At 65.9% G+C, this 26,673-nt stretch carries 27 protein-coding genes; all 27 read left to right on the top strand.

Annotation, left to right across the window (positions count from 1 at the left end; all coding sequences use genetic code 11):
• Positions 1-16 precede the first annotated feature (16 nt).
• The gene (gene rpmF, locus ACNR9O_RS11395) at positions 17-211 is read left to right on the top strand and encodes a 50S ribosomal protein L32 (protein WP_130620520.1); all 195 of its coding nucleotides are present in this window, start codon (positions 17-19) and stop codon (positions 209-211) included.
• A gap of 155 nt (positions 212-366) precedes the next feature.
• On the top strand, positions 367-1,341 hold the full coding sequence (locus ACNR9O_RS11390; RefSeq protein WP_473680449.1) for a beta-ketoacyl-ACP synthase III: 975 nt from the start codon (positions 367-369) through the stop codon (positions 1,339-1,341).
• Positions 1,342-1,481: 140 nt separating this feature from the next.
• On the top strand, positions 1,482-2,429 hold the full coding sequence (fabD, locus tag ACNR9O_RS11385; protein ID WP_473680451.1) for an ACP S-malonyltransferase: 948 nt from the start codon (positions 1,482-1,484) through the stop codon (positions 2,427-2,429).
• Between the two features lie 53 nt (positions 2,430-2,482).
• On the top strand, positions 2,483-3,226 hold the full coding sequence (gene fabG / locus ACNR9O_RS11380; RefSeq protein ID WP_473680453.1) for a 3-oxoacyl-ACP reductase FabG: 744 nt from the start codon (positions 2,483-2,485) through the stop codon (positions 3,224-3,226).
• A 123-nt stretch (positions 3,227-3,349) separates the two neighbouring features.
• Positions 3,350-4,951 (top strand): ArnT family glycosyltransferase, encoded by a 1,602-nt coding sequence (locus ACNR9O_RS11375; RefSeq protein ID WP_473680455.1) that lies wholly within the window; start codon positions 3,350-3,352, stop codon positions 4,949-4,951.
• 163 nt (positions 4,952-5,114) lie between these two features.
• Positions 5,115-5,351: an acyl carrier protein gene (gene acpP / locus ACNR9O_RS11370; protein WP_473680457.1), complete on the top strand. Its 237-nt coding sequence runs from the start codon at positions 5,115-5,117 to the stop codon at positions 5,349-5,351.
• A 216-nt stretch (positions 5,352-5,567) separates the two neighbouring features.
• On the top strand, positions 5,568-6,806 hold the full coding sequence (gene fabF, locus ACNR9O_RS11365; RefSeq protein ID WP_473680459.1) for a beta-ketoacyl-ACP synthase II: 1,239 nt from the start codon (positions 5,568-5,570) through the stop codon (positions 6,804-6,806).
• 8 nt (positions 6,807-6,814) lie between these two features.
• The gene (locus ACNR9O_RS11360) at positions 6,815-8,167 is read left to right on the top strand and encodes an aminodeoxychorismate synthase component I (protein WP_473680461.1); all 1,353 of its coding nucleotides are present in this window, start codon (positions 6,815-6,817) and stop codon (positions 8,165-8,167) included.
• Positions 8,167-8,994 (top strand): aminodeoxychorismate lyase, encoded by an 828-nt coding sequence (pabC, locus tag ACNR9O_RS11355; RefSeq protein ID WP_473680463.1) that lies wholly within the window; start codon positions 8,167-8,169, stop codon positions 8,992-8,994. The genes ACNR9O_RS11360 and pabC overlap by 1 nt, the downstream gene beginning before the upstream one ends.
• A complete protein-coding gene (gene mltG / locus ACNR9O_RS11350) occupies positions 8,991-10,031 on the top strand; it encodes an endolytic transglycosylase MltG (RefSeq protein WP_473680465.1) in 1,041 nt (346 codons plus the stop codon). The genes pabC and mltG overlap by 4 nt, the downstream gene beginning before the upstream one ends.
• Positions 10,028-10,666 (top strand): dTMP kinase, encoded by a 639-nt coding sequence (tmk, locus tag ACNR9O_RS11345; RefSeq protein ID WP_473680467.1) that lies wholly within the window; start codon positions 10,028-10,030, stop codon positions 10,664-10,666. The genes mltG and tmk overlap by 4 nt, the downstream gene beginning before the upstream one ends.
• Entirely contained in the window at positions 10,663-11,598 is a 936-nt protein-coding gene (gene holB / locus ACNR9O_RS11340; protein ID WP_473680469.1) for a DNA polymerase III subunit delta', read from the top strand. Before tmk ends, holB begins: the two co-directional genes overlap by 4 nt.
• Positions 11,599-11,651: 53 nt before the next feature.
• Positions 11,652-13,304, top strand: coding sequence for an ArnT family glycosyltransferase (locus ACNR9O_RS11335; protein WP_473680471.1), 1,653 nt, complete (start codon positions 11,652-11,654; stop codon positions 13,302-13,304).
• A complete protein-coding gene (locus tag ACNR9O_RS11330; protein ID WP_473680473.1) occupies positions 13,295-14,209 on the top strand; it encodes a PIG-L deacetylase family protein in 915 nt (304 codons plus the stop codon). The genes ACNR9O_RS11335 and ACNR9O_RS11330 overlap by 10 nt, the downstream gene beginning before the upstream one ends.
• 133 nt (positions 14,210-14,342) lie before the next feature.
• Entirely contained in the window at positions 14,343-14,699 is a 357-nt protein-coding gene (locus ACNR9O_RS11325) for a PilZ domain-containing protein (protein WP_473680475.1), read from the top strand.
• Positions 14,700-15,013: 314 nt separating this feature from the next.
• A complete protein-coding gene (locus ACNR9O_RS11320) occupies positions 15,014-15,370 on the top strand; it encodes an NADH-quinone oxidoreductase subunit A (protein ID WP_311842376.1) in 357 nt (118 codons plus the stop codon).
• On the top strand, positions 15,361-15,918 hold the full coding sequence (locus ACNR9O_RS11315; protein WP_473680479.1) for a NuoB/complex I 20 kDa subunit family protein: 558 nt from the start codon (positions 15,361-15,363) through the stop codon (positions 15,916-15,918). The genes ACNR9O_RS11320 and ACNR9O_RS11315 overlap by 10 nt, the downstream gene beginning before the upstream one ends.
• Before the next feature lie 11 nt (positions 15,919-15,929).
• Complete coding sequence (locus ACNR9O_RS11310; RefSeq protein ID WP_473680481.1) at positions 15,930-16,658, top strand: NADH-quinone oxidoreductase subunit C; 729 nt, start codon at positions 15,930-15,932, stop codon at positions 16,656-16,658.
• 2 nt (positions 16,659-16,660) lie between these two features.
• A complete protein-coding gene (locus ACNR9O_RS11305; RefSeq protein ID WP_473680483.1) occupies positions 16,661-17,914 on the top strand; it encodes an NADH-quinone oxidoreductase subunit D in 1,254 nt (417 codons plus the stop codon).
• Between the two features lie 18 nt (positions 17,915-17,932).
• Entirely contained in the window at positions 17,933-18,460 is a 528-nt protein-coding gene (gene nuoE, locus ACNR9O_RS11300) for an NADH-quinone oxidoreductase subunit NuoE (RefSeq protein ID WP_473680485.1), read from the top strand.
• 13 nt (positions 18,461-18,473) lie between these two features.
• On the top strand, positions 18,474-19,784 hold the full coding sequence (gene nuoF, locus ACNR9O_RS11295) for an NADH-quinone oxidoreductase subunit NuoF (RefSeq protein ID WP_473680487.1): 1,311 nt from the start codon (positions 18,474-18,476) through the stop codon (positions 19,782-19,784).
• The gene (gene nuoG / locus ACNR9O_RS11290) at positions 19,781-22,108 is read left to right on the top strand and encodes an NADH-quinone oxidoreductase subunit NuoG (protein ID WP_473680489.1); all 2,328 of its coding nucleotides are present in this window, start codon (positions 19,781-19,783) and stop codon (positions 22,106-22,108) included. The genes nuoF and nuoG overlap by 4 nt, the downstream gene beginning before the upstream one ends.
• 5 nt (positions 22,109-22,113) lie before the next feature.
• On the top strand, positions 22,114-23,142 hold the full coding sequence (gene nuoH, locus ACNR9O_RS11285; RefSeq protein ID WP_473680491.1) for an NADH-quinone oxidoreductase subunit NuoH: 1,029 nt from the start codon (positions 22,114-22,116) through the stop codon (positions 23,140-23,142).
• An 8-nt stretch (positions 23,143-23,150) separates the two neighbouring features.
• Positions 23,151-23,642: an NADH-quinone oxidoreductase subunit NuoI gene (nuoI, locus tag ACNR9O_RS11280; RefSeq protein ID WP_473680493.1), complete on the top strand. Its 492-nt coding sequence runs from the start codon at positions 23,151-23,153 to the stop codon at positions 23,640-23,642.
• A gap of 14 nt (positions 23,643-23,656) precedes the next feature.
• Positions 23,657-24,307, top strand: coding sequence for an NADH-quinone oxidoreductase subunit J (locus tag ACNR9O_RS11275; protein ID WP_473700773.1), 651 nt, complete (start codon positions 23,657-23,659; stop codon positions 24,305-24,307).
• On the top strand, positions 24,304-24,609 hold the full coding sequence (gene nuoK / locus ACNR9O_RS11270) for an NADH-quinone oxidoreductase subunit NuoK (RefSeq protein WP_026634431.1): 306 nt from the start codon (positions 24,304-24,306) through the stop codon (positions 24,607-24,609). Before ACNR9O_RS11275 ends, nuoK begins: the two co-directional genes overlap by 4 nt.
• Before the next feature lie 4 nt (positions 24,610-24,613).
• Positions 24,614-26,662 carry an NADH-quinone oxidoreductase subunit L gene (gene nuoL, locus ACNR9O_RS11265; protein WP_473680498.1) on the top strand — a complete coding sequence of 683 codons (2,049 nt, stop codon included), beginning with the start codon at positions 24,614-24,616 and terminating at the stop codon, positions 26,660-26,662.
• Positions 26,663-26,673: the final 11 nt, after the last annotated feature.

Raw genomic sequence — 26,673 nt, 5'->3', positions numbered from 1 at the left:
TAGCTGGAGACTCACCATGGCCGTTGCCAAGAGCCGCAAGACCCCGTCCACCCGCGGCATGCGTCGTTCGCACGATGCGCTGAAGACCGTGCAGCTGGCCACCGATCCGACCAGCGGCGAGGTGCATCTGCGCCACCACGTCACCAAGGACGGCTACTACCGCGGCAAGAAGGTCATCGACACCAACACCGCGGTGGTCGAAGAGGACTGAGCGTTCCCGCGAGGGTTCCGTTTCCTTCCAGGGCGGCGCGGTGACGCGCCGCTTTGCGTTTAGGCGTTTACGAACGTAACTTTGCGGTCTTGGCGCGGGCGGTCTCCCAGCATGGGTGAGGCGCCGTATGCGCCAACCCCGCTGACGGACAGTCCATGGCCCAGATCTATTCCCGCATCATCGCCACCGGCAGCGCGCTGCCGGAGCGCGTCGTCACCAATGCAGACCTGGAGAAGTTCGTCGATACCAGCGACGAGTGGATCCGCGAGCGCACCGGCATCCGCCAGCGGCACATCGCCGCCGACGGCGAGACCACCGGCGACCTGGCTACCCTGGCCGCGCAGCGCGCGCTGGCGGCGGCGGGCGTGAAGGCGTCCGAGCTCGACCTGATCGTGATGGGCACGACCACGCCCGACATCATCTTCCCGTCCACCGCTTGCCTGGTGCAGCACCGCCTGGGTGCCAACGGCTGCGCCGCGTTCGACGTCAATGCGGCCTGCTCCGGTTTCGTGTACGCGCTGGGTGTGGCCGACAAGTTCATCCGCAGCGGCCAGTCCAAGAAGGTGCTGGTCATCGGCGCCGAGACGCTGACCCGCATGCTGGACTGGGATGACCGCACCACCTGCGTGCTGTTTGGCGACGGTGCGGGTGCCGTGGTGCTGGAGGCGTCGCCGGAACCGGGTATCTATGCCACCTGCCTGCACGCCGACGGCGGCCACAAGGAACTGCTATACAACCCGGTCGGCGTGTCGGTCGGCTTCAAGGACGAGAAGAATCACGGCGTGCGCGTGATGATGGCCGGCCGCGAAGTGTTCAAGGTCGCGGTGAAGACGCTGGACGCACTAGTCGAGGAAACCCTCACTGCCGCGGGCATGCACGCCGACCAGCTGGACTGGCTGATTCCGCATCAGGCGAACCTGCGCATCATCGAAGCCACGGCCAAGCGCCTGGCCATGCCGATGGACAAGGTCATCGTCACGGTGGACAAGCATGCCAACACCTCGGCCGGCTCGGTACCGCTGGCGCTGGACTACGCCGTGCGCTCGGGCAAGGTGCAGCGCGGCCAGAACCTGCTGCTGGAAGCCTTCGGCGGCGGCTTCACCTGGGCTTCGGCGCTGCTGCGCTACTGAGCGCGTTTCAAACGCAGCGTCGTTCGATGCCGTCCTCCGGGGCGGCATCGTCGTTTTGACGGTTCCGACGAGGAATACGGCTGCGTACGGCTTGCGTTGCTGGCACCATTCCGCTTTTCGTCAACGGAATGTTTTCCCGCATGAGTCAGAACGCCGCGTCGCTCGCTTTCGTCTTCCCCGGCCAGGGCTCGCAATCCGTGGGCATGCTGGCGGAACTCGCTGCCGTCCATGCGGAAGTACAGGCCACCTTTGAGGAGGCGTCGCAGGGCGCTGGCATCGATCTGTGGGCGCTGAGCCAGCAGGGGCCGGAAGAACAGCTCAACCGCACCGACAACACGCAGCCGGCGCTGCTCGCCGCCAGCGTGGCGGTGTGGCGTGTGTGGCGAAAGGTCGGCGGCGTGCTGCCGGCGCAGTTGGCCGGTCACAGCCTGGGCGAGTACAGCGCGCTGGTCTGCGCCGATGCATTGTCGCTGCATGACGCGGCTGCGCTGGTGGCCGAGCGCGGTCGCCTGATGCAAGCGGCCGTGCCGGCGGGCGTCGGCGCGATGGCGGCTGTCCTGGGCGGCGACGATGCCCAGATCGCGGCGGTGTGCGAAGAAGTGGCGCAAGGGCAGGTGGTGGCGCCGGCCAATTACAACTCGCCCGGCCAGCTGGTCATCGCCGGTCATGCGGCAGCGGTGGATCGCGCGCTGGCGCGCCTCGCCGAGCTGGGCGTGAAGAAGGCGGTGAAGCTCGCCGTCTCGGTGCCGTCGCATTGCGCGCTCATGCGTGATGCTGCGGACAAGCTCGGCGAGCGCATGGCCGGCCTGGGGTGGCGCTTGCCGTCGATCCCGGTGGTACAGAACGCCGAAGCGCGCGCCTACACAAGCATCGACGATATCCGCGGCGCGCTGCAGCGCCAGCTCTACCTGCCCGTGCGCTGGACTGAATGCGTGCAGACCCTGGTTGCCGGTGGCGCCGCGCGCATGGCCGAGTGCGGCCCGGGCAAGGTGCTTGCCGGCCTGATCAAGCGGATCGACAAGAGCGTGGAGGCGCGCGCCATCGGTACGCCCGCGGATCTCGACGCCGCGCACGCCGAGTGGGCCTGACTGTCAGTCCAGCGACAAACGATATTTCCGTAGAGCATCAGGAAGCGATACCGATGAGCAAGATTCTGCAAGGTGAAATTGCCCTCGTCACCGGCGCCAGCCGTGGCATCGGCGCGGCGATCGCCGACGAACTGGCGGCGCAGGGCGCCACCGTGATCGGCACGGCGACCAGCGAAAGCGGCGCGGCCGCGATCGGCGAGCGCCTGGCGCCGTATGGCGGCCAGGGTCGCGTGCTGAACGTGGTCGAGCCCGGCGCCATCGAGGCTCTGGTGGATGCGATCGGCAAGGACGTGGGCCAGCTTTCCATCCTGGTCAATAACGCGGGCATCACCCGCGACCAGCTGCTGATGCGCATGCGCGACGAGGATTGGCAGGCCATCCTGGATACCAATCTCACGTCCGTCTACCGCGCTTCGAAGGCGGTGATGCGCGGCATGATGAAGGCACGCAAGGGCCGCATCATTTCCATCGCCTCGGTGATCGGCCTCACCGGCAATCCGGGGCAGTCCAACTATGCCGCCGCCAAGGCGGGCATCATTGCGTTTTCCAAGTCGCTCGCGCGCGAGATCGGCAGCCGCGGCATCACGGTGAATGTGGTCGCTCCGGGTTTCATCGACACCGACATGACGCGCTCGCTGCCGGAAGAGTCCAAGCAGGCGCTGCTGGGCCAGATCGCGCTGGGCCGTCTGGGCGAGGCATCCGATATCGCCAAGGCGGTAGCCTTCCTCGCCTCGCCTGCGGCAGCCTACATCACGGGCGAAACGCTGCACGTCAACGGCGGCATGTACATGCCCTGAGGGTGGCAGGCCATCCGGCGCAAGACAAAGCCGCCTCCGGGCGGCTTTTTTTGTCGCGGACCGTGCGGGCGGCCGTGACCGAAGTCTAAGATGGCTCTAAGCGTAGGCACGGAGAATATCCGTATGAATGCCATGAAGCGCGCCCGCGATGGCCTGGACGATCGTCCCTGGTTCTTCATCTTTCTGCTCGCGCCGTTCCTGTGGATTCTGCCGGCGGTGCCGATCGACGAGACGCGCTATCTCAGCGTTGCCTGGGAAATGCGTCAGTCGGCGGATTTCATCACCCTCCATCTCAATGGTTTTCCGTACTTCGACAAGCCGCCGCTGTTGTTCTGGCTGCTGAATCTCGTATGGAGCGTGTTCGGAACATCGCTCTGGGTATCGCGTCTGCTGCCGCTGGTCTTCGCCGCCGGATGCGTCGCGCTGGTGCGGAAACTCGCCACGAGCCTGGATGAGGACGATGGCGCGCACGCGGCCTGGCTGCTGCTGAGCGTGCTTTATTTCGAATTGTTCGCCGGCGTGGTGATGTTCGACATCATGCTGTGCTTCTTCGTGCTGCTGGCCTTTCATGCTGTGGTGGCATGGGTGCGTCACGGCGCGCGCTGGGCGCCATGGCTGCTGTTCGCCGCCAGCGCGCTGGGGATGCTGGCGAAAGGGCCGGTCCTGCTCTTGCATGTGCTTCCTCCGTTGCTGCTTTCGCGCTGGTGGGCCGCGAGCGGCAGCGCGCCGCCGTCGTGGCGCCGCATTGGGGCGGCCTCGCTGGCATGCGTGGCCGGCGGCCTGCCGGTGCTGCTGTGGGCGTGGGCTGCGGTCAGGCATCGGGGGCTGAACGACGCCAGGGAGTTGCTGGTCACCCAGACCGCAGGCCGCGTGGTCGAAAGCTTCGCCCACGACCGCCCGGCGTGGTGGTATCTGCAGTGGATCGTGCTTTTCTTGCTGCCCTGGCCGCTGGTGTTGCGCTGGCCCCGATTGCGCCCGGCGGTGGCGGCTGCTCGCTCGTCTGTGGCGGTGCGTTTCGGATTGTGCGCCTCGTTGCCGGCCCTGCTTGCCTTCAGCGCGGTGAGCGGAAAGCAATTGCACTACTTGATGCCCTTGCTTCCCGGCATGGCGATCGGGCTGGCTGCTTTGCTTCGAGTTGAGATGCGTCTGCTCGACAGCCGCAGGATGCTGCTGTTCTGCCTGCTGCTTCTCGCGGTCTGGGTGTGGGCACTGTTGCGTCCGGGCCATATCTCGACGCCGATCGCACCGGCATGGCTGGGATTGCTTTATGCGTTATCGGCGGTCTTTCTGGCGGCAGCTTCGGTGCTGGCCTGGAAGAGGGAGGGGGCCGAACTGCCGCGGCGCACGGCGTGCGTCATGCTGTTGCTCAGCGTCGCGATGTTGCCGCTGATCCGTCTGCAGGCGCTGGCGTCGATGGATCTGCGCGGCCTCGCGGCGGCGGTGACGGATCTGCGGCAGCACGGCGTGCCGGTGGTCCGCACGGGGCACGAGCCGGGGCTGATCACCTATCTGGCACGGCTGCCGGGGCCGCTGCCGACCGTGGACGATCCCGCGCGATGGGCGCAGGAACATCCGCAGGGGTATGTGCTGATCTGGTCGTCGCATACCATGCCCGAGGATGTGTTCTCGCGCGTACGCGCTGCCAATGGCTGGGCGGGCTTGCGGCCCGCGGCGGCCTGGAATCGCCCGGTGGTAGCCCCGCCGTCCGGAACCTCCTCGCCGTAGGTCCAGGGGGGGTTGTCGCCATCGGTCCTTTTTTAGGAGACAATTGCTCCTTCGCGCCGGTCGTCTGGCAGGCGCCTTACCGATGCCTGGTAGACCGTGGCGGGACTCGAGCTTAGCCACTACAATCCGCCAGCAATTTTGTCCTTGGGAGGTATTGGCAAACATGAGCACCATCGAAGAGCGCGTCAAAAAAATCGTCATTGAGCAGCTTGGCGTGAAGGAGGACGAAGTCCAAAACACCTCCTCGTTCGTCGACGATCTGGGCGCGGATTCGCTGGACACCGTCGAGCTGGTGATGGCGCTCGAGGAAGAGTTCGAGACCGAGATCCCGGACGAGGAAGCGGAAAAGATCACCAACGTGCAGCAGGCCATCGACTACATCACTGCCCACGCGAAGTGATCGTTCCGGCGCGGATCTCATGCCGCCGCCTGCGCCCCACTTCTCGCGACACCGAAAGCTGCGCCACATTGGCGCAGTTTTCGTTTCTGCATTTTGCAACGTCCTGACCCGTATGGTGGGCTGCGTGCTCACCATCGGGCAACGACGGCATCCACGCGGTTTCCGCGGGATGGCTGCCCTTGCGGCAGGCACACGGAACCATGAAGGAATATCAGCATGAGCAAACGACGTGTGGTTGTAACCGGACTCGGCATCATTTCGCCGGTCGGCAACGATATCGCTACCGCCTGGGACAACGTTCTCAAGGGCGTGAGCGGCATCGGACCGGTTAGTCATTTCGACGCCACGAACTATGCGACCCGCATCGCCGGCCAGGTGCGTGACTTCGATCCCGCGCAGTGGATCGCGCCGAAGGACATCAAGAAGATGGATCCCTTCATCCACTACGGCATCGCCGCGGGCACGCAAGCCCTGCGCGATTCCGGGCTGGAGGTGACGGAAGCCAACGCACCGCGCATCGGCGTCGCCGTCGCTGCCGGCATCGGCGGCCTGCATACCATCGAGCGCACTTCGATCGAATTGCACGAGAAGGGGCCGCGTCGCGTGTCGCCGTTCTTCGTGCCGAGCTCGATCATCAATATGGTCTCCGGCCACCTGTCGATCATGTACGGCCTGAAGGGCCCGAACATTGCCTGCGTGACCGCATGCACCACGGCCACGCACAACATCGGTCTGGCCGCGCGCATGATCCAGTACGGGGACGCTGATGCGATGATCGCCGGTGGCGCCGAGTTCGCCACCACCGGTACGGCGATGGCCGGGTTCTGCTCGGCCAAGGCGATGTCCACCCGCAACGACGAGCCGACCAAGGCCAGTCGCCCGTGGGACAAGGACCGCGATGGTTTCGTGCTGTCCGACGGCGCCGGCGTGCTGGTGCTGGAAGAGTACGAGCATGCCAAGGCGCGCGGCGCGAAGATCTACGCCGAGCTGGTCGGCTTCGGCATGAGCGGCGACGCTTACCACATCACCGCGCCCAGCGAGGGCGGCGAGGGTGCGGGGCGCTGCATGGAGAATGCATTGCGCGACGCGGCCCTGAATCCGACGGAAGTGCAGTACATCAATGCGCACGGCACCTCCACGCCGCCGGGCGATCTGAGCGAAGTGCGGGCGGTCAAGCGCGTGTTCGGCGACCATGCCTACAAGCTGGCGATGAGTTCGACCAAGTCCGTCACCGGCCATCTGCTGGGTGCCGCGGGCGGCGTGGAGGCGATCTTCTCGATCCTCGCGCTGCGCGATCAGGTGCTGCCGCCGACGGTGAACCTGGACGAGCCGGGCGAGGGTTGCGACCTGGACTTCGTGCCGCACGTCGCGCGCGAGGCGAAGCTCGACGTGGTGCTCTCCAACTCCTTCGGCTTCGGCGGCACCAACGGCACGCTGGCGTTCCGACGCGCCTGACGCCAAGCGTGACCACCCTCAGCCGTACCTTGCACGGCCGGCGCGATCTGCTCGCGCCGGCCGCTGCATTTTCGGAGCGCTATCCGTGCCTGCTGCAGAGCGTGGTGCGCGGTACCCCGCAGGCTCGTTTCGACCTGCTGTTCGCTTTCCCGCAGGACAGCCTGACCTTGCATGCCGACGGCCGCCTGATCGACGGGCAGGGCGCGCCGCAGACGGGCGGTTTTCTGGACGCGCTGGATCGCGCCTGGCGGGACGAGCGCCAGGATCGCGGCGCGGAGGACGACGACCTGCCGTTCCATGGCGGCTGGGTGCTGTTGCTGGCCTATGAGCTGGCCGGCGAAATCGAGCCGCGCCTGCGGCTGCGCGCGCACGAGGTGTTGCCGGCGGCGCTGGCCTTGCGCTGTCCGGCGGCCGTCATCGTCGATCACGAACGCGATCGCACGGTGCTGATCGCCGAAGCCGGGCATGCGCACCTGCTCGACCAGATGGAGGCCGATCTTGCCGCCGAGCCGGCGATTCCTCCGCTGCCGCCGCCGGCCTCGCACGGCGAGGACGAACCGCGGCTGTTCCTCGACGGGGTGGCGCGCGTCCACGAGCATTTGCAGGCGGGCGATATCTTTCAGGTCAATCTGTCGCGCGCGTGGCATGCGCGATATGCGCAGGAGGTATTGCCTGCCTCCCTGTATGCGTCGCTGCGCGACGCCAACCCCGCGCCGTTCGCCGGCCTGTTGCAGCAGTCGGCCTGGGCCGTGGTCAGCTCGTCGCCCGAGCGCCTGGTCGAAGTGCGCGGCGGCATGGCGCAGACGCGGCCCATTGCGGGTACGCGGCCGCGCACGCCGGCCGACGACGAGCTCGCGCGCATCCGCGAGCTGCGCACGCATCCGAAAGAGCGCGCCGAGCATGTCATGCTGATCGACCTGGAGCGCAACGATCTGGGCCGCGTGTGTGTCCCCGGAACGGTGCAGGTGGATGAGCTGATGGTGGTGGAAAGTTACGCGCACGTGCATCACATCGTGTCGAATGTGCGCGGCCGGCTCCGTCCTGGCGTCACGCCAGGGCAGGTGATCGCCGCGACATTCCCTGGCGGTACCATCACCGGCTGTCCCAAGGTGCGCTGCATGGAAATCATCGCGGCGCTCGAGGATGCGCCGCGCGGTGCCTACACGGGCGCGCTGGGCTATCTCGATCGCAATGGCGACCTCGATCTCAATATCCTGATCCGCACCTTGACGCTGGCCGGCAAGGAAGTGGGGCTGCGCGCCGGCGCCGGCATCGTGGCCGATTCGGTGGCGGAGAAGGAACTAGAGGAGACGCGCGCCAAGGCCCGCGGGCTGCTGCGGGCTCTGGGAGTGGCGGACTGATGTCGGCGCCGGTGCGGGTGCTCGTCAATGGCCAGGCGGAGGCGTGGCTGTCGCCGCTGGACCGCGGGCTCGCCTATGGCGATGGCCTGTTCGAGACGATCCGCTTCATTGCCGGCCAGGCGCCACTGTGGGCCAGGCACATGGCACGCCTGCGCGAAGGCTGCCGGCGTCTGCGCCTGCCCGATCCGGACGAAGCCGTATTGGCGAGTGAAGCCGCGCAGGTATCGGACGGTGCCGCGGATGCCGTGGTGCGCCTTACGCTGACGCGTGGTGTCGGCGAGCGTGGTTACGCCTTGCCGGCGCATCCGCGCCCCAGCCGTATCGTGGCGGCATCCGCCGTGCCGGCGGTATCGATGGACAGTTTCCGTAACGGCGTGTGCCTGCGCGTGTGCGGCATCCGCTGGTCGGAGCAGCCGTTGCTGGCGGGCATGAAACACCTCAACCGGCTGGAGCAGGTGCTGGCCCGCGCCGAATGGGATGACCCGGCCATCGCCGACAGCGTGATGCTGGACGCCGCGGGTCGAGCGGTCTCCACGACCATGGCCAATCTGTTCGCGGTCATCGACGGCGTACTGGTGACGCCAGCGCTGCATCGCTGCGGCGTCACCGGCGTGGCGCGGGCCGAGGTGCTTGAAGTGCGTGGCGCTGTCGTGCGCGATGTCGAGTTCGGCGAGCTGGCGCGGGCCAGTGAGCTCTTCCTCAGTTCCAGCGTTCGCGGCATCCTCCCGGTACAGGCCCTGGCCGGAACCATGTATGTTGCCGGACCGGTCACCCGCGCCTTGCAAGCGCACTGGCGTGGCCTGGGTTTTTCCATGGAGCTCGCATGAGTCGACGCATGATGTCCGGGCGCGCGGTGTGGCGCGGCCTGATTCTCCTGATCCTGCTGGTCGCGGCGGGGGCGCTGGCGTTTGCCTGGCGTGATTTCTCGCATTTCAGCCAGGCACCGATGCGTGTTGTACAGGGGCAGGGAAGCAGCATCGACGTCGGTCGCGGCAGCAGCCTGAAAGACATCGTGGCGCAGCTGCGCGCGCAAGGTGTGACCGATGCGCATCCTCTTTACTGGCGCGCGCTGGCCGAGCAACTGCGCGTGGCCGGCCGCCTGCACGCTGGCGAGTACGCGCTCACCCCTGGCATGACGCCGCGCGACCTGCTCGCCAACATGGCGGCAGGCAAAGTGATGCAGCGCAACTTCACTATCGTGGACGGCTGGACGTTCCGGGAGCTGCGCCAGGCCCTGACCAAGGCGGACAAGCTTCGCCAGGACGCGGCCGCACTGGACGATGCGCAGCTCATGGAAAAGCTCGGCGCTGGTGGCGAGGAGCCGGAAGGCCGCTTTCTTCCTGAGACCTATGCCTACGTCAAGGGCGACAGCGACCTGGACATCCTCAAGCGCGCCCACGCGGCGATGGGCAAGACGCTGGACACGCTGTGGGCGCAGCGCGACAAGGACCTGCCGCTGGCCTCGCCGTACGAGGCCCTGATCCTCGCCTCCATCGTGGAGAAGGAAACCGGGCGCGCCGACGAGCGTCCGCGCATCGCCGGGGTGTTCGTACGACGTCTGCGCACCCACATGCTGCTGCAGACCGACCCGACGGTGATCTACGGCATGGGCGAGAGCTACGCTGGCAATATCCACAAGAGCGATCTGACCACCGATACGCCCTACAACACCTATACGCGCCCGGGCCTGCCGCCGACGCCGATCGCCCTCCCGGGCAAGCCGGCGCTGATGGCTGCGCTGCATCCGGCGAGCGGCAGCGAACTGTATTTCGTGTCACGCGGCGACGGCAGCCATGTGTTCTCAAGCACGCTGGAGGAGCACAACCGCAACGTCGCTTGTTTTCAGCTGAAGCGGTGCCAATGAATCCGAAGCGCGGAAAATTCATCAGCCTGGAAGGTGGCGAGGGAGCGGGCAAGAGCACGCTGCTCGCCGGGTTGCGCGCTCATATCGAACGACGTGGCGTGGACCTGGTGCTCACCCGCGAGCCTGGCGGCACTCAGTTGGGCGAGGCGGTGCGCGCCATCGTGCTGGATCCGGCCTTGCGCAACATGGCCGCCGAGACTGAGCTGCTGCTGATGTTCGCCTCGCGCGCGCAGCTCGTGCATGAGCTGATCGAGCCGGCGCTCGCTGCCGGACGCTGGGTGCTGTGCGACCGCTTCACCGATGCGAGTTATGCCTATCAGGGCGGCGGACGAGGGCAGCCCGTCGAGCGCATCGCGGCGCTCGAGCAATGGGCAACCGGCGGCCTCGCGCCGGATATCACGTTGCTGCTCGATCTTCCGGTTGCCACGGGGCGCGCGCGCGCGGCCGGGCGTGGCGAGGCGGATCGCATCGAGGTGGAAGCCGACGCTTTCTTCGAGCGAGTGCGAGAGGCCTATCGCACTCGTGCCGCGACACAGCCTGGGCGCTTCCGCATGATCGACGCGAGCCTTACGCCGGCCGAGGTGCTGCGTGCGGCCGAGGCCGCGCTCGAACCGCTGTTCGGGGCGGGCCCATGAGCACGATGCCGTGGCATGCCGAGCACTGGGCACGGCTGCAAGCGCGGCGGGATCGCGGTGCGCTTCCGCACGCGTTGCTGCTGTGCGGGCCTGCCGGGTTGGGCAAGCGCGACTTCATGCATCGCTTCGTGCGCGGCCTGCTATGCGAACAAGCGGTCGACGGTGAAGCCTGTGGTCGCTGCCGCAGCTGTCTGCTCATGGATGCCGGTACGCATCCGGACCTGGTCGTGCTGAGCTTCGGCCTGCGCAAGGACGGCGTGCAGCGGGGCGACATCGTGGTGGACCAGATTCGCGACTTGTCGGCGCGGTTGGCCATGGCCAGCCAGTTCGGCGGCTGGCAGGTGGCCTGCATCGATCCGGCCGATGCGATGAACACCGCTGCGGCCAATGCCCTGCTCAAGACGTTGGAAGAGCCCTCGCCCGACACGTTGCTGCTGCTGGTGGCGGATGCGCCTTGGCGCATGCCGCAGACCATTCGCAGCCGCTGCCAGCGCATCGAGTTCCAGCTGCCTGCGCGCGAGACGGCACTGGGCTGGCTTAAGGCGGAGGGTGTGAAGGATGCCGCTACCGCGCTCGATGCCGCCGGTGGCAACCCCGGCTTGGCGAAGGCGTGGGCGGAAGAGGGTGCGCTCGCGCGGCGCCTGGAGGTCCGCAAGGACCTGGCGGCGCTTGCGGCTGGCCGTGGCGAGGCGATGGAAGTGGTGCGCCGATGGCTCGACAATGAGCCTGCACAGCGGCTTTGGTTCGCCGCGCAGGCTGCGGCCGACGAGGCTCGTGCGCGCACTGCGGGGACGGCTGGCCCATTGGCTAGCCAGCTCGATCCGGAGGCGCTCGACGATTGGTATCGTGCGGCCAACCAGACCCGTGATGCATTGCGCGGCCCGCTGCGTGGCGACCTGCTGCTGCTGGAGCTGATCTCGCGCTGGCGCTGAGCGCAAGGCCGATGGGAAAGCTGGCAGACAGCGCTGGTTCCTACGCTATCTGCATGAGTTCTGCCAAGGAAAAGATCCTCACGGTCAGGTGGCCATGGCTGGCGCTGTTGCTGCTGGCCGTGCTGCGCCTGATGTGGCTGAACGCCTACCCGCACAACTCCGACGAGGCCCAGCACGCGCATGTGGCCTGGGCATGGACGCGAGGGCTGCTGCTGTATCGCGACGTGTTCGATAACCACGGTCCTCTCTTCAGCTGGGTGCATTCGTGGGCCCTGCGAGTGATTGGCGAGCGCGCCGATGTGATGACCTGGCTCAGGCTGTGCATGCAGGCCTGGTATGCGCTGGCCCTGTATGCGGTCTGGCGCATGGGGCGGCGCCTCTACACTCCGAACATCGCCTTCTACGCGATGTTCATTGCCGCGCTGGTGCCGCGCTTCTTCCTGGTGAGCGGTCAGTTCCGCACGGACGACATGTGGATGGCGCTGTGGCTGGCGGCGCTGGCTGTGGTGGTCGCTGCGCCGCCGCGCGGTTGGCGCTGGTTCGTGGCGGGCGTGCTTGCCGGCGCCGCATTGTCGGTGTCACAGAAGACCCTGGTACTGCTGTGCCTCGCGGGGTTCGCCGGCGTGATCGTGGCATGGGCGCGTCGTTCGCCGCGGCCGAAAGCGCGGTGGCGCTTCGTTGCCTGTGGCGTTGCGGGCCTACTGCTGGTGCCCGGCGTGTTCGGCGCCTGGCTCGCCTGGCGAGGTGACCTCGGTCCAGCCTGGTATGCGCTGGTGGCCTACAACACGGGCGGAGCGCAGAAGGCATATGCCCTGCCGAAGCTGGCGGTCTTTCTCGTTCTCTCGGCGCTCGGCATCTGGCTGGCCTGTCGGCACATACGCAGGATAGGGCGGGAGGCATTCGACTGGCCCGTCTTTCTCGTGTTGCAGGCTGGACTGTTCCTGTTGCTGGTGTGGTTCGTCTGGCCGCTGATCACGGCGCAGGATTTCCTGCCGGCGATTCCGCCGCTGGTGCTGGTATTGAGCGGTGCCACTGCGCGACTGCCTTGGCTGCGCGAGAGCGCGGCACGCCGGCGGGCGCTGGGCAAGATCGTGATCGGTGCCGAGCTCATCGCCTTGGTGATGACGATGCCACCGTGGGTCGACCGGCTGGCACGGCAGCGGGCGGAGCTGGGCATGGTCCTGCGCTACACCGATCCTGCCGATACGGTGATGGATGCGAAGGGCGATGCGATTTTCCGCAGGCGTCCCTATTTCCCCGTGATCGAGAGCATGGCCATGATTCGCCTGCGTGAAGGCAGCATGGCCGATACCATTGCCGAGCAATTGGTGCGTCATCGCACGATGTTCGTGCTGCGCAGGCGTTTGCCCGCGGCGGGCGATGCGTTCGTCGAGAGCAACTACCTGCCGGCCGGCGATGAGGTATGGATAGCCGGACTCAGCCTGCCGGCGGTGCAGGAGGCGCGTACGGTCGACGTCGCCTTGCCGGGCGATTATGTATTGACGGACGGCGGGGCCTTGGTGGCCGCGTCGGTGGACGGCGCGGCCGTCGGCAAGCAATGGGATTTGGGCGTGGGACGACACCGTATCGACAGTGGCACCGACCGCAAGCTGTACCTGGTCTGGCGACAGGCCTGGGAGCGCGGCTTCAGGCCTTCCTCCTTGGCGCCCGGCCAGGTCGAGGCGGGGAACCGGGCATGCCTTTGAGGTTCGACGCCCGGACCCGCCTGCTGGTCGTGGCGCCGCATCCTGACGACGAATCGATCGCGACCGGCGAACTGATCCAGCATGTGCGCGCCGCAGGCGGCGCCGTGGACATTCTGCTGCTGACCGCTGGCGACAATAATCCGTGGCCACAGCGCTGGCTGGAACGACGCCTGCACATTGGACCGGCGGACCGGCAGCGTTGGGGGGCGCGTCGCCGGGGTGAGGTGGCGCGTGCGCTGGGGCAGCTGGGGCTTCCCGCCGAAGCACTGCATCCGCTAGACCTGCCGGACATGGGCATCACCGCGCGATTGCGCGACGATCTGCCTGGTCTCATGCAGGCCTGGCAGGCGCAGCTGGAGGAAAGCCGGCCCAATCTGATCGCCTTGCCCTCGCTGGGCGACAGCCATCCTGACCATAGCGCTGCGCATGTGTTGACCCGGCTGGCGTTGGCGGCACGGTCGGTGCCCGAGCCGCTGATGCTCAGCTACCTGGTTCATGGATGGGAGCCGGTTCGTGGCGAGCCCGTCGCGCTGGCCGCGGACGATACGCTGCATGCCAACAAGCTCGCGGCACTGGGCGAGCATCACAGCCAGATGGCGCTCAGCGGCAAGCGGATGTTCCGCCTTGCCGACCGGGCTGAGCATTTTCGCATGGTTGCGCCGGCGGCATCGGGAGGACGATTGCCCTGGCGACCAGGTCCCGCCCTCCGGCCCTGGCTCAGGCTGACGGTGGCGGACAGGGAAGGGGTGCGGACCTGGCCATGGCCGAGGGCGCCGCTCGAGCACGACGGCCAGGGCGGCTGGCGACTGGCGCTGCAGCCGGCGGCTGGCCCCCGGTTCGCCAAGTTGCACATGGACGTGCCTTCGCCATGGATCTTCGACCGCTGGGGCTGGTGCGAGCTGTAAGCACCAGCCTCGTGCGAGTACCGGCGTGCGCCGGCTCGCAGCGCGAGCATTTCCGGCTTTACGCCTTGCGGCACGGCTCGCTACGATGCCCGCGCATCGGGCCGGCACCGTCGACGGCCTGCAGGGGACAGTCATGAATCCGGCCATCGCGGCCCGACAGGGCATCATTTCGCTGAAGATCAAGGACACGGCCGCGCTCTATAACGCGTACATGCCGTTCCTCAAGCATGGCGGACTGTTCGCCCCCACCGCCCAGAGTTATGCCCTGGGCGACGAGGTCGTGCTGCTGGTGAACCTCGCCGACGAAGGCGAGCGCCTGTCCGTGGCCGGCAAGGTCGTCTGGGTGACGCCGGTGGGGGCCCAGGGCAACCGTACGGCCGGGATCGGCGTGCAGTTCAACGACTCGGCCGATGGCGAGGCCGCGCGTTCCCGCATCGAGGCCATCCTGGCCGGCATGAGCGGCTCCGAGCGCCCTACCCACACCATGTGAGCCCACCGGGCGAAGCGCGTCCGGACGCTTTGACGCCGGCTTGCCGCGACATGCGCGACAACGGCCCGGCGCGAGGCTGCAATTTCAGTGCCGGGGCTGGATGAAATAGCCGTCAAGGCTTGTTGTTGTTAAGCGCACTGATACAATGCCGCGATTCCCGAATTCGATCGTGGAAAATCGGACGCTCGTGCCCTCAACGCGTGCGATCGTGGCTGGATAGCCCACGGCCCCGTTGGGGCCTGCCGATCCCAGTAGCCGGACCGTTTCCCCGACGGTCACTGATGCGCCTCGACGGCGCGGAGGTACGTAACATCGTGCTTGCCGAATACTGGCCCATCCTGCTGTTCATCGGCGTCGCGACGGGCCTAGGCCTCGTCCTGCTGGCCATCGGCCTGCTGGCGGGTCCCCGCCGTCCCGAGTCCGAAAAGCTCTCGCCGTACGAGTGCGGCTTCGAGGCTTTCGAGGATGCCCGCATGCGCTTCGACGTGCGCTATTACCTGCTGGCGATCCTCTTCATCATTTTCGATCTGGAAATCGCCTTCCTGTTTCCGTGGGCGGTGGTGTTCGACAAGATCGGGATCGTCGCCTTGGTCGAAATGGCCTTGTTCCTGCTGCTCCTGGTCATCGGTTTCGCTTACGTGTGGAAGAAGGGAGCACTGGAATGGGAGTGATCTCCTCCATCGACCGGGTGATGCACAACCCGCAGCCGTTGAACCTGGTGGACGATATCCTGCGTCCCGCCGGGGACAACCCCGTCGTCCAGCGCGGCTTCGTCACCACCTCGGTCGACGCCCTGATGAACTGGGCACGCACTGGCTCGATGTGGCCGATGACCTTCGGCCTCGCCTGCTGCGCGGTCGAAATGATGCATGCCGGCGCCGCGCGCCTGGACCTGGACCGCTACGGCGTGATTTTTCGCCCGAGTCCGCGCCAGTCCGACGTGATGATCGTGGCCGGTACTCTGGTCAACAAGATGGCCCCGGCGCTGCGCAAGGTCTACGACCAGATGCCCGACCCCAAGTGGGTGATCTCGATGGGCAGCTGCGCCAACGGCGGCGGTTATTACCATTACTCGTATTCGGTGGTGCGCGGCTGTGACCGCATCGTGCCGGTGGACATCTATGTGCCGGGCTGCCCGCCGACGGCCGAAGCGCTGATCCACGGCATCCTGCAGTTGCAGAAGAAGATCCGTCGCACCAGCACCATCGCGCGGTCCTGAGGCCTTAAGCCATGAGCGAAACGCAAACGAACTCGCTGGCCGAGCGCCTGACCGCGCGATTCGGCGACACGCTGAAGATCAGCGCCGCCCGTAACGAAGTCACCGCCGAAGTGGCCGCCGCCGATCTGATCGCGGTGGCCACGGCGCTGCGCGACGAATCGGCCTTCCGCTTCGGCGAGCTGGTCGACCTGTGCGGTATCGACTACCTCGGCTACGGTCAGACCGAATGGGACACCGAGACCGTGTCCGGCACCGGCTTCTCGCGTGGCGTGGAAGGCGAGGCGATGGGGCGCTTCAAGTGGGACGATCGCCCGCGCGACGTGAGCCAGCCGCGCCGCTTCGCCGCCGTGATCCATCTGCTGTCGATCGAGAACAACCGGCGCCTGCGCCTGCGCGTTTTCTGCGAGGACGACTCTCTGCCGGTGGTGCCGTCGGTCACCGGCGTGTGGGCCGGTTCCAACTGGTTCGAGCGCGAGGCGTTCGACTTGTACGGCATCATTTTCGAAGGCCACCCGGACCTGCGCCGCATTCTCACGGACTATGGTTTCGTGGGCCATCCGTTCCGCAAGGACTTCCCGCTGATCGGCAACGTCGAAGTGCGCTACGACCCCGAGCAGAAGCGCGTGGTCTATGAACCCGTGTCGATCGAGCCGCGTGTGCTGGTGCCGCGCGTGATCCGCGACGACGCCGACTTGTTGCAGGCCAAGGCCGAAGCCGCCGACAACTGGCGGGAGAATTGAGCATGCAGGAAATCCGCAACTACACGATGAACTTCGGCCCGCAGCATCCGGCTGCGCACGGCGTGCTGCGCCTGGTGCTGGAGATGGACGGCGAAACGATCGTCCGCGCCGATCCGCACGTGGGCCTGCTTCATCGCGGCACCGAGAAGCTGGCCGAGGCCAAGCCGTTCAATCAGTCGATCGGCTACATGGATCGCCTCGATTACGTGTCGATGATGTGCAACGAGCACGCCTACGTGCGCGCCATCGAGACGCTGCTCGGCATCGAGGCGCCGGAGCGCGCGCAGTACATCCGCACGATGTTCGACGAGATCACCCGCATCCTGAATCACCTGATGTGGATCGGTTCGAATGCGCTCGATCTGGGCGCGATGGCCGTGTTTCTGTATGCCTTCCGCGAGCGCGAAGAGCTCATGGACGTGTACGAGGCGGTGTCGGGCGCGCGCATGCACGCCACTTATTACCGTCCTGGCGGCGTCTATCGCGATCTGCCGGGCAAGATGTCGCAGTATCGCGAATCGCCTTGGCATAAGGGCAAGGACCTCAATCGCCTGAATGCCTGGCGCGAGGGCTCCATGCTCGACTTCCTCGATGCCTTCACGGCGGATTTCCCGTCGAAGGTGGATGAGTACGAGGAACTGCTGACCAATAATCGCATCTGGAAGCAGCGTACCGTCGGTATCGGCGTGGTGTCGCCCGAGATGGCCCAGCAGTGGGGTATGACCGGCGCGATGATCCGCGGTTCGGGCGTGGCCTGGGATCTGCGCAAGAAGCAGCCGTACGCCAAATATGCCGAGATGGATTTCGACATCCCGGTAGGCGTCAACGGCGACTGCTACGACCGTTATCTGGTGCGCGTGGAAGAAATGCGCCAGTCCAACCGCATCATCCAGCAGTGCGTGAAGTGGCTGCGGGCCAATCCGGGCCCGGTGATGGTGGAGAACTTCAAGGTCGCGCCGCCCAAGCGCGAGGCCATGAAGGAGGACATGGAAGCCCTCATCCATCACTTCAAGCTGTTCACCGAAGGCTACGGCGTGCCGGCCGGCGAGACCTACTGCGCGGTCGAAGCGCCCAAGGGCGAGTTCGGCTGCTATCTCGTCTCCGACGGCGCCAACAAGCCGTTCCGCGTGCATCTGCGCGCGCCGGGCTTTGCCCATCTGTCGTCGATCGATCCCATCGTGCGCGGCCACATGCTGGCCGACGTCGTGGCGATGATCGGCACCTATGACCTCGTGTTCGGCGAAGTCGATCGCTGAGCCGACGGGAGCATACGCATGAAAGCCACCGGAAATTACGAGCAGGTCAAGAACGTCGACCCGCTCGTCGAACTCAACGAGCATACCCGCCACCACATCGATGAGTGGGTGGCCAAATTCCCGCCGGACCGCAAGCGCTCGGCGCTGATCCAGGCGCTGTTCGCCGCGCAGGAACAGAACCAGGGCTTCCTTACCGACGAGCTGATCACCGCCGTCGCGAAGTACCTCGAGCTGCCGGCCGTGTGGGCGTACGAAGTGGCCAGCTTCTATTCGATGCTGGAGACCAAGCCGGTCGGCCGCAACAACGTCGCCATCTGCACCAACATCTCCTGCTGGCTCAATGGCGCGGAGGAACTGGTCAAACACTGCGAGAAGAAGCTGGGCATCAAGCTGGGCGAAAGCACTCCGGATGGCCGCGTCTACCTCAAGCGCGAAGAAGAATGCATCGCTGCCTGCGCGTGCGCGCCGGCGATGACCGTCAACGGGCATTACCACGAGCGTCTCACGGCCGAGAAGGTCGACGAGATTCTCGACGGTCTCAAGTAAGGGTCACGGCGTCATGGCATACGGTCCCGCACCCAAGGAACACCAGGTCGTCTACACCACGCTGCATTTCGACAAGCCGTGGGCGATGGACAGCTACACCCAGGTCGGCGGTTACGAAGCGTGGAAGAAAATCCTCGCCGAGAAGCCCGATCCGAACGCGCTGATCGAAGAGATCAAGAAGAGCAACCTGCGCGGCCGCGGCGGCGCGGGCTTCCCGACCGGCCTGAAGTGGTCCTTCATGCCCAAGGGCAACATGCAGAAATACATCCTCTGCAACTCCGACGAATCGGAGCCGGGCACCTGCAAGGACCGCGACATCCTGCGCTTCAATCCGCACGCGGTGATCGAGGGCATGGCGATCGCCTGCTACTGCACCGGCTCCACCGCGGCCTACAACTACCTGCGCGGCGAATTCCATCACGAGCCCTTCGAGCATTTCGAGGAGGCGCTCAAGGAAGCCTATGCCGCCGGCCTGCTGGGCAAGAACATCCAGGGCACCGGCATCGACGTGGACATTTATGGCGCGCTGGGCGCCGGCGCCTACATCTGCGGCGAAGAAACCGCCCTGATGGAATCGCTGGAAGGCAAGAAGGGCCAGCCGCGCTTCAAGCCGCCGTTCCCGGCCAATTTCGGTCTGTACGGCAAGCCGTCGACCATCAACAACACCGAAACCTACGCCTCGGTACCGGCGATCCTGCGCAAGGGCGCGGACTGGTTCCTGGCGCAGAGCAAGACCAAGAACGGTGGTCCGAAGATCTTCTCGGTCTCCGGCTGCGTGCAGAAAGGCGGCAACTTCGAAGTGCCGCTGGGCACCACCTTCGACGAACTGCTGGAAATGGCCGGCGGCCTGCGTCCGGGCCGCAAGCTCAAGGGTGCGATTCCGGGCGGCGTGTCCATGCCGGTGCTGACAGCCGAGCAGCTCAAGGGGCTGCCGTTCGACTACGACACCCTGCGTGATCTGAAGACCGGTCTGGGTTCGGGTGCCATCGTGGTGCTGGACGACACCGTCTGCACGGTGCGCTTCACCCGCCGCATCTCGCAGTTCTTCCACAAGGAATCCTGCGGCCAGTGCACGCCGTGCCGCGAAGGCACCGGCTGGATGCATCGCGTCCTGACCCGCATCGTGGACGGGCAGGGCACGATGGAAGACCTGCATCGCCTGAAGGCCATCGCCGGCCAGATCGAAGGCCACACCATCTGCGCGTTCGGTGAAGCGGCGGCATGGCCGGTGCAGGGCTTCCTGCGCCAGTTCTGGCATGAATTCGAGTACTACATCGTCAACGGCCGTTCCATCGTGGACGATCAGCTTGGAGCCGCCGCATGAGTGCGCAGCCCGCCAACAACACGCCGCCCGATCTGCTGAATGTCGAGATCGACGGCAAGCCCACGCAGATCCGCAAGGGCGCCATGATCATCGAAGCGGCCGACGCCATCGGCGTCGCGATTCCGCGTTTCTGCTATCACCGCAAGCTTCCCATCGCCGCCAATTGCCGCATGTGCCTGGTGGAAGTGGAGATGGGCGGCAAGCCCATGCCCAAGCCCCAGCCGGCCTGCGCCACCCCGGTGGCCGAGGGCATGAAGGTGACCACCCGCTCCGCCGGTGCGCTGAAGTTTCAGCGCGACGTGATGGAGTTCCTGCTGATCAACCATCCGCTGGACTGCCCGATCTGCGATCAGGGCGGCGAGTGCGAACTGCAGGACGTGGCCCTGGGTTATGGGCGCAGCGTGTCGCGCTACACCGAACGCAAGCGCACCATCGCCGACGAGAACCTCGGCCCGCTGGTCGCCACCGAGATGACCCGCTGCATCCAGTGCACGCGCTGCGTGCGCTTCACCAGCGAGATCGCGGGTACGTACGAGCTCGGCGGCATGAGCCGTGGCGACAACCTGCAGATCGGCACCTACATCGGCAAGGCCCTGGAAACCGAGCTGTCCGGCAACGTGATCGATGTGTGCCCGGTCGGCGCGCTGACCAACAAGCCGTTCCAGTTCAAGGCGCGCGCCTGGGAGCTGGTCGCCAAGCCGTCGGTCGGTTACCACGACGCGTTGGGCTCCAATCTATGGCTGCATACGCGCCGTGGCGAGGTGCTGCGCACGGTGCCGCGCGACAACGAGTCGATCAACGAATGCTGGTTGTCCGACCGCGACCGCTATAGCCATCAGGGCATGTACGCCGCTGACCGCATCACCGCGCCGCAGGTCAAGCGCAACGGCCAGTGGCAGGCCACCACCTGGGAAGATGCGCTCGGCGTCGCGGGCGAGGCGATCACCAAGGCTGCCGGCAACGAGCTCGGCTTCCTGGTGCATCCGTCCACCACGAACGAAGAGGGCGATCTGCTGGTGCGCCTGGCGCGTGGCCTGGGCAGCGCTCATATCGACCATCGCCTGCGCCAGCTGGATTTCGCCGACAACGCGACCGCCCAGGCTTTCGGCCTGCCGGTGGCGGAGCTGGACAAGGCGAAGGCCGTGCTGCTGGTTGGCTCGGACCTTCGCCATGAAATGCCGCTGCTGAATCACCGCGTGCATCAGGCAGTGAAGAAGGGCGCCAAGGTGTACGCCGTCAATCCGGCGCGCTTCGATTTCAACTATGCGCTGGCCGGCGAGGAGATCGTCGCGCCGCAGGCCATGGTCGATGCGCTGCTGGCGCTGGCCAAGGCGGCGGTGGAAGCGGGTGCTTCGGCGCCGACAGCGTTGGCTTCCGCCATCGACGGTGCGCAGGCCGACGCGGGTGACCGCGACGCCTTCGCCGCGCTCAAGGCTGGCCACGCGGCCGTGATCCTCGGCGACGCCGCGGTGACGCATCCGCAGGCGTCCTGGTTGCGCGCGATCTCGCGCTTCATCGCCCAGGCTGCCGGTGCCGGGTACGACGAATTGCCGGTCGGCGCCAATGCGCTGGGTCTGGCTCGCGTGGGCGTGGTACCGGGCAACGGCGGATTGGATGCGCAGGCCATGCTCGCTCAGCCGCGCAAGGTCTACGTGCTGTATGGCGTGGAGCTGCCGCACGACGTGGCCGATGGCGCGGCCGCCATGAGGGCGCTGACCGGCGCCGAGAGCGTGGTGGCCTTTTCGGCCTACGCCAGCCCGGCGCTGCGCGATCTCGCCGACGTGATCCTGCCGATCGCGCTGCTGCCGGAAATCGATGGCACACTGGTCAATGTCGATGGTCTGGCGCAAAGCGTGGTGCAGGGCGCACGCGCGCCCGGCGACGCCCGTCCGGGCTGGAAGGTGCTGCGTGCCCTGGGCGGCGCACTGAAGCTGGCCGGCTTCGAGTTCGATGACATCGCAGGGTTGCGCGACGGCATCGCCGATCGCGCGACGGCTGCGCGCGAAGGCCTGGGTCCGCGTGCCGCGACCAGTGGCCTGAGCCGCCTGGCTACGTGGCCGATCTACCGTTCCGACGCCGTGGTACGCCGCGCCGCCGCGCTGCATGCGCATCCGCTGAACCGCGCGCCGGCCGTGCGCGTGAGTGCCGCGGAAGCGCAGCGTCTGGGGCTGGCCGAGGGCGCGCCGGTGCAAGTCGGGGGCGTCACGCTGCCGCTTGCCATCGATGCCGCCGTTCCGGACGGTGCCGCCTGGATCGAAGCCGCGCACGATCTCACCGCCACCTTGCCGCCTTACGGCGCGGCCATCACCCTGAGCAAGGCTTGAAGCACATGGGCGAACAGATCCTCAATCAGGTCGTCTTGCCGATCGTCTACATCCTCTGTATCGCCGTTCCGGTGATCCTGGCGGTGGCGATGTTCGTGTACTGGGAGCGCAAGGTCATCGGCTGGATGCACGTGCGCATGGGGCCGAACAAGATCGGTCCCCTCGGCCTGCTGCAGGCCTTCGCGGACGTGGTCAAGCTGCTGATCAAGGAAGTGATCCTTCCGACCAGCGCGAACAAGTTCCTGTACTACCTGGCGCCGCTGCTTGCGCTGGTACCGGCGATGGCCGCGTGGGCGGTGATCCCGTTCAACGACAAGCTGGTGCTGGCCAACGTCAACGCCGGCGTGCTGTACCTGCTGGCGATGACCTCGCTGGGCGTGTACGGCATCATCCTCGCCGGCTGGGCCTCCAACTCGCGCTATGCGCTGCTCGGCGCCATGCGTTCGGCGGCGCAGGTGATCTCCTACGAGTTGGCCATGGGCCTGTGCCTGGTGTGCGTGCTGGTGCTCGCGGGCAGTCTGAACCTGACCGACATCGTGCATGCCCAGGCAGGCAGCAAGGGCATCTTCGAGTGGTTTATGTGGCCGCTGCTGCCGGTGTTCATCATCTACTTCATCTCCGGCGTGGCCGAGACCAACCGCGCGCCGTTCGACGTGGCCGAAGGCGAATCGGAAATCGTGGCGGGCTTCCATGTGGAGTACTCCGGCTCGGCGTTTGCGATCTTCTTCCTGGCCGAATACGCCAACATGATCCTGGTCAGCTTCCTGGCCGCGATCTTGTTCATGGGCGGCTGGTTGTCGCCGTTCCCCTCGTCCGTGCCGTTCCTGGGGCAGGCCAGCTTCTTCTGGCTGTTCGCGAAGGCTTTCATGTTCGCCTTCCTGTTCCTCTGGTTCCGCGCCAGCTTCCCGCGCTACCGCTATGACCAGATCATGCGGCTGGGCTGGAAGGTGTTCATTCCCATCACCATCGTCTGGGTCCTCGTGGCCGGCTGCATGAAGTATTTCGGCTGGGTCAGCATCGGCACGGGAGGCTGAAGAAAACCATGTCCCGCGTTACCAACTATTTCAAGAGCCTCCTGCTCATCGAGCTGTTCAAGGGCATGGGCTTGACCATGCGCTACATGTTCAGCCCCAAGTACACGATGCGCTACCCGATGGAGCACATCCCCAAGTCGAACCGCTTCCGCGGATTGCATGCGCTGCGCCGCTACGCGAACGGCGAAGAGCGCTGCATTGCCTGCAAGCTGTGCGAGGCGGTGTGCCCTGCGCTGGCGATCACCATCGACTCCGCCCCTCGCGAGAGCGATGGTCAGCGCCGCACCACGCGCTACGACATCGACCTGTTCAAGTGCATCTTCTGCGGTTTCTGCGAGGAGAGCTGCCCGGTGGACTCGATCGTCGAGACGCACGTGCACGAGTACCACTTCGAGAAGCGCGGCGAGAACGTGGTGACCAAGCCGCAGCTGCTCGCCATCGGTGACCGCTTCGAGCAGGACATCGCCGCCGCCCGCTCCCAAGACGCCGCGTATCGCTAAAGGACACAACCGTGATCGATCCGTCTGTGTTCCAACTCGTCTGTTTCTACGCGTTCGCGGCGGTCACCGTAGTGGCCGCATTGGGCGTGATCACCCTGCGCAATTCGGTGCACGCCGTGCTGTCGCTGGTGCTGACCTTCTTCAGTACCGCCTGCATCTGGCTGCTGGCCGAAGCCGAATTTCTTGCGATCGCGCTGATCGTGGTCTACGTGGGCGCAGTAATGGTGCTGTTCCTGTTCGTGGTGATGATGCTCGACATCAAACAGGAACAAGTTCGCGAAGGCTTCATCCGCTACCTGCCGGTGGGCATCGTGGTGGCCCTGGTCATGCTGGGCGAAATGCTCGCGCTGATCGGCGTGCGCGCCATGCATGCTGCCGTGATGGGGGCTAATCCGGCCACCGCGGCCGGCATGTCCAATACTCAGTGGCTCGGCCAGGCGCTGTATACCCAGTTCTTGCTGCCGTTCGAGATCGCCGCGCTGATCCTGACCGTGGGCGTGGTCGCCGCCGTCGCGCTGACGCTGCGCCACCGCGGCGGCACGCGCCATCAGACGGCCTCGCAGCAGGTGGCAGTCAAGGCTACCGAGCGCGTGCGCATCATCAAGATGGCGGCAGAGAGCCCCGCGCCCGAAGCGCCAGCCCCGACCCCGGAGACCAAGCCATGATCACGCTGTCGCACTTCATCGTGCTTGGCGCGGTGCTGTTCTGCATCGCGGTGGCCAGCCTGTTCATCAACCGCAAGAACGTCATCGTGCTGCTGATGTCGATCGAGCTGATGCTGCTGGCGGTGAACATCAACTTCGTGGCCTTCTCGCGCTTCCTCGGCGATGTGGCCGGCCAGGTGTTCGTGTTCTTCATCCTTACCGTGGCCGCGGCGGAGACCGCTATCGGCCTGGCGATTCTGGTGCTGCTGTTCCGCAATCGCAGCACGATCAACATCGCCGAAATCGACAGCATGAAGGGCTGAGCCGATGATCTCCACCTCCATTCTGCTGATCATCGCGCTGGCGCCGCTGCTCGGCTGCTTGCTCGCTGGTTTCCTCGGCAAGTTCATCGGCCGCGCCGGTGCGCACAGCGCCACCATTCTCGGCGTGGCGATCTCCTGCGGCCTGTCGATCTACGTGCTGTACCAGCTGTGCACCGGCGCGGTGCCGGTCTACAACCAGAACATCTACACCTGGTTCGAGATCGGCAAGTACACCGCCACGGTCGGTTTCCTGATCGATAAGCTGTCCGCCATGATGATGGTGGTGGTCACCTTCGTGTCGCTGCTGGTGCACATTTACACCATCGGCTACATGGCAGAGGATGACGGCTACCAGCGCTTCTTCAGCTATATCTCGCTGTTCACTTTCTCGATGTTGATGCTCGTGATGAGCAACAACTTCATGCAGCTGTTCTTCGGTTGGGAGGCGGTGGGTCTGGTCTCCTACCTGCTGATCGGCTTCTGGTTCAAGCGTCCGACCGCGATCTTCGCGAACCTCAAGGCATTCCTGGTCAACCGTGTGGGTGACTTCGGCTTCCTGCTGGGCATCGCCGCGATCCTGTACTTCCTGGGCACGCTGGATTACTCGGCCGCGTTCGCCAACGCGCCGAGCCTGGTCGGCAAGACCCTGCAGATCACCCAGAACCATGCCTGGGACGCCGCTACCGTGATCGGCGTGCTGCTGTTCATCGGCGCGATGGGCAAGTCCGCCCAGGTGCCGCTGCACGTGTGGCTTCCGGATTCGATGGAAGGCCCGACCCCGATCTCCGCGCTTATCCATGCCGCGACGATGGTGACCGCGGGCATCTTCATGGTCGCGCGCATGTCGCCGATCTTCGAGCTGTCCGAAGGTGCGCTGAGCTTCATCATGGTGATCGGCGCCACCGGCGCGCTGTTCACCGGCCTGATCGGCATCGTGCAGAACGACATCAAGCGCGTCGTGGCGTACTCCACGCTGTCGCAGCTGGGGTACATGACGGTGGCGCTGGGCGTCTCGGCGTATTCCGGAGCGGTGTTCCACCTGATGACCCACGCCTTCTTCAAGGCACTGCTGTTCCTGGGCGCGGGCTCGGTGATCATCGCCATGCACCATGAGCAGGATATGCGCTACATGGGCGGGCTGCGCAAGTACATGCCGGTCACCTGGATCACCATGTGGATCGGTTCGCTGGCGCTGTGCGGCGTGCCGTTCTTCGCCGGTTTCTACTCGAAGGACGCGATCATCGAAGCGGTGGGCGAGTCGCATCGCTGGGGCGCGGGCTATGCCTATGCCTGTGTGCTGATCGGTGCCTTTGTTACCGCGCTGTATACGTTCCGCCAGATGTATCTGACTTTCCATGGCAAGGAGCGCTTTACCGTCGTCTCCGATCATGGACACGGCCATGGCCATCATGACGATCACCACGATGAGCATCACGACGACCATGGCCATCATGAGCCGGGCGTGCTGCACCATGCGCCTAAGGAATCGCCGTGGGTAGTGACGCTGCCGCTGGTGCTGCTGGCGATCCCGTCCATCGTGATCGGTGCGATCGGCGTCAAGGCCATGCTGTTCGGCGGCTGGTTCGGCGAGGCCATCCACGTCAACGAAGCCAACGACGTACTGGCCGAGGTCGGTCATGAGTTCCACGGCTGGGCCTCGATGGCGCTGCACGGCTTTACGCAGTGGCCGTTCTTCCTGGTGCTCGCGGCGTTCGCGATCCAGACCTACATCTACCTGTTCAACCCGGCCCTGGCCGGCAAGATCAAGAGTGCGTTCAAGCCACTGTGGACCGTGCTCGATCGCAAGTACTGGATCGACGACATTTACTTCGCGGTATTCGCCAAGGGTGGCGTCAAGCTCGGCCGTGCGCTGTGGAAGGGTGGCGACGCCGCGGTGATCGACGGCGCGCTGGTGAACGGCTCGGCATCGCTGGTCCAGCGTATCGCCGGCGGCGTACGCGCCCTGCAGTCCGGCTACCTCTATCACTATGCCTTCGCGATGATCCTCGGCCTGATCCTGCTGCTCGGCGGGTATTGGCTGGTCGGGCAATAAGGGAACCCAGC

It is taken from the genome of Dyella sp. CR10 (assembly GCF_055814425.1).
This window is presented reverse-complemented; position numbering and strand designations above follow the sequence as displayed.

Coding starts and splice junctions, on each gene's coding strand:
- rpmF (WP_130620520.1), top strand. CDS start 17: ATGGCCGTTGCCAAGAGCCGCAAGACCCCGTCCACCCGCGGCATGCGT.
- ACNR9O_RS11390 (WP_473680449.1), top strand. CDS start 367: ATGGCCCAGATCTATTCCCGCATCATCGCCACCGGCAGCGCGCTGCCG.
- fabD (WP_473680451.1), top strand. CDS start 1,482: ATGAGTCAGAACGCCGCGTCGCTCGCTTTCGTCTTCCCCGGCCAGGGC.
- fabG (WP_473680453.1), top strand. CDS start 2,483: ATGAGCAAGATTCTGCAAGGTGAAATTGCCCTCGTCACCGGCGCCAGC.
- ACNR9O_RS11375 (WP_473680455.1), top strand. CDS start 3,350: ATGAATGCCATGAAGCGCGCCCGCGATGGCCTGGACGATCGTCCCTGG.
- acpP (WP_473680457.1), top strand. CDS start 5,115: ATGAGCACCATCGAAGAGCGCGTCAAAAAAATCGTCATTGAGCAGCTT.
- fabF (WP_473680459.1), top strand. CDS start 5,568: ATGAGCAAACGACGTGTGGTTGTAACCGGACTCGGCATCATTTCGCCG.
- pabC (WP_473680463.1), top strand. CDS start 8,167: ATGTCGGCGCCGGTGCGGGTGCTCGTCAATGGCCAGGCGGAGGCGTGG.
- mltG (WP_473680465.1), top strand. CDS start 8,991: ATGAGTCGACGCATGATGTCCGGGCGCGCGGTGTGGCGCGGCCTGATT.
- tmk (WP_473680467.1), top strand. CDS start 10,028: ATGAATCCGAAGCGCGGAAAATTCATCAGCCTGGAAGGTGGCGAGGGA.
- holB (WP_473680469.1), top strand. CDS start 10,663: ATGAGCACGATGCCGTGGCATGCCGAGCACTGGGCACGGCTGCAAGCG.
- ACNR9O_RS11335 (WP_473680471.1), top strand. CDS start 11,652: ATGAGTTCTGCCAAGGAAAAGATCCTCACGGTCAGGTGGCCATGGCTG.
- ACNR9O_RS11330 (WP_473680473.1), top strand. CDS start 13,295: ATGCCTTTGAGGTTCGACGCCCGGACCCGCCTGCTGGTCGTGGCGCCG.
- ACNR9O_RS11325 (WP_473680475.1), top strand. CDS start 14,343: ATGAATCCGGCCATCGCGGCCCGACAGGGCATCATTTCGCTGAAGATC.
- ACNR9O_RS11315 (WP_473680479.1), top strand. CDS start 15,361: ATGGGAGTGATCTCCTCCATCGACCGGGTGATGCACAACCCGCAGCCG.
- ACNR9O_RS11310 (WP_473680481.1), top strand. CDS start 15,930: ATGAGCGAAACGCAAACGAACTCGCTGGCCGAGCGCCTGACCGCGCGA.
- ACNR9O_RS11305 (WP_473680483.1), top strand. CDS start 16,661: ATGCAGGAAATCCGCAACTACACGATGAACTTCGGCCCGCAGCATCCG.
- nuoE (WP_473680485.1), top strand. CDS start 17,933: ATGAAAGCCACCGGAAATTACGAGCAGGTCAAGAACGTCGACCCGCTC.
- nuoF (WP_473680487.1), top strand. CDS start 18,474: ATGGCATACGGTCCCGCACCCAAGGAACACCAGGTCGTCTACACCACG.
- nuoG (WP_473680489.1), top strand. CDS start 19,781: ATGAGTGCGCAGCCCGCCAACAACACGCCGCCCGATCTGCTGAATGTC.
- nuoH (WP_473680491.1), top strand. CDS start 22,114: ATGGGCGAACAGATCCTCAATCAGGTCGTCTTGCCGATCGTCTACATC.
- nuoI (WP_473680493.1), top strand. CDS start 23,151: ATGTCCCGCGTTACCAACTATTTCAAGAGCCTCCTGCTCATCGAGCTG.
- nuoK (WP_026634431.1), top strand. CDS start 24,304: ATGATCACGCTGTCGCACTTCATCGTGCTTGGCGCGGTGCTGTTCTGC.
- nuoL (WP_473680498.1), top strand. CDS start 24,614: ATGATCTCCACCTCCATTCTGCTGATCATCGCGCTGGCGCCGCTGCTC.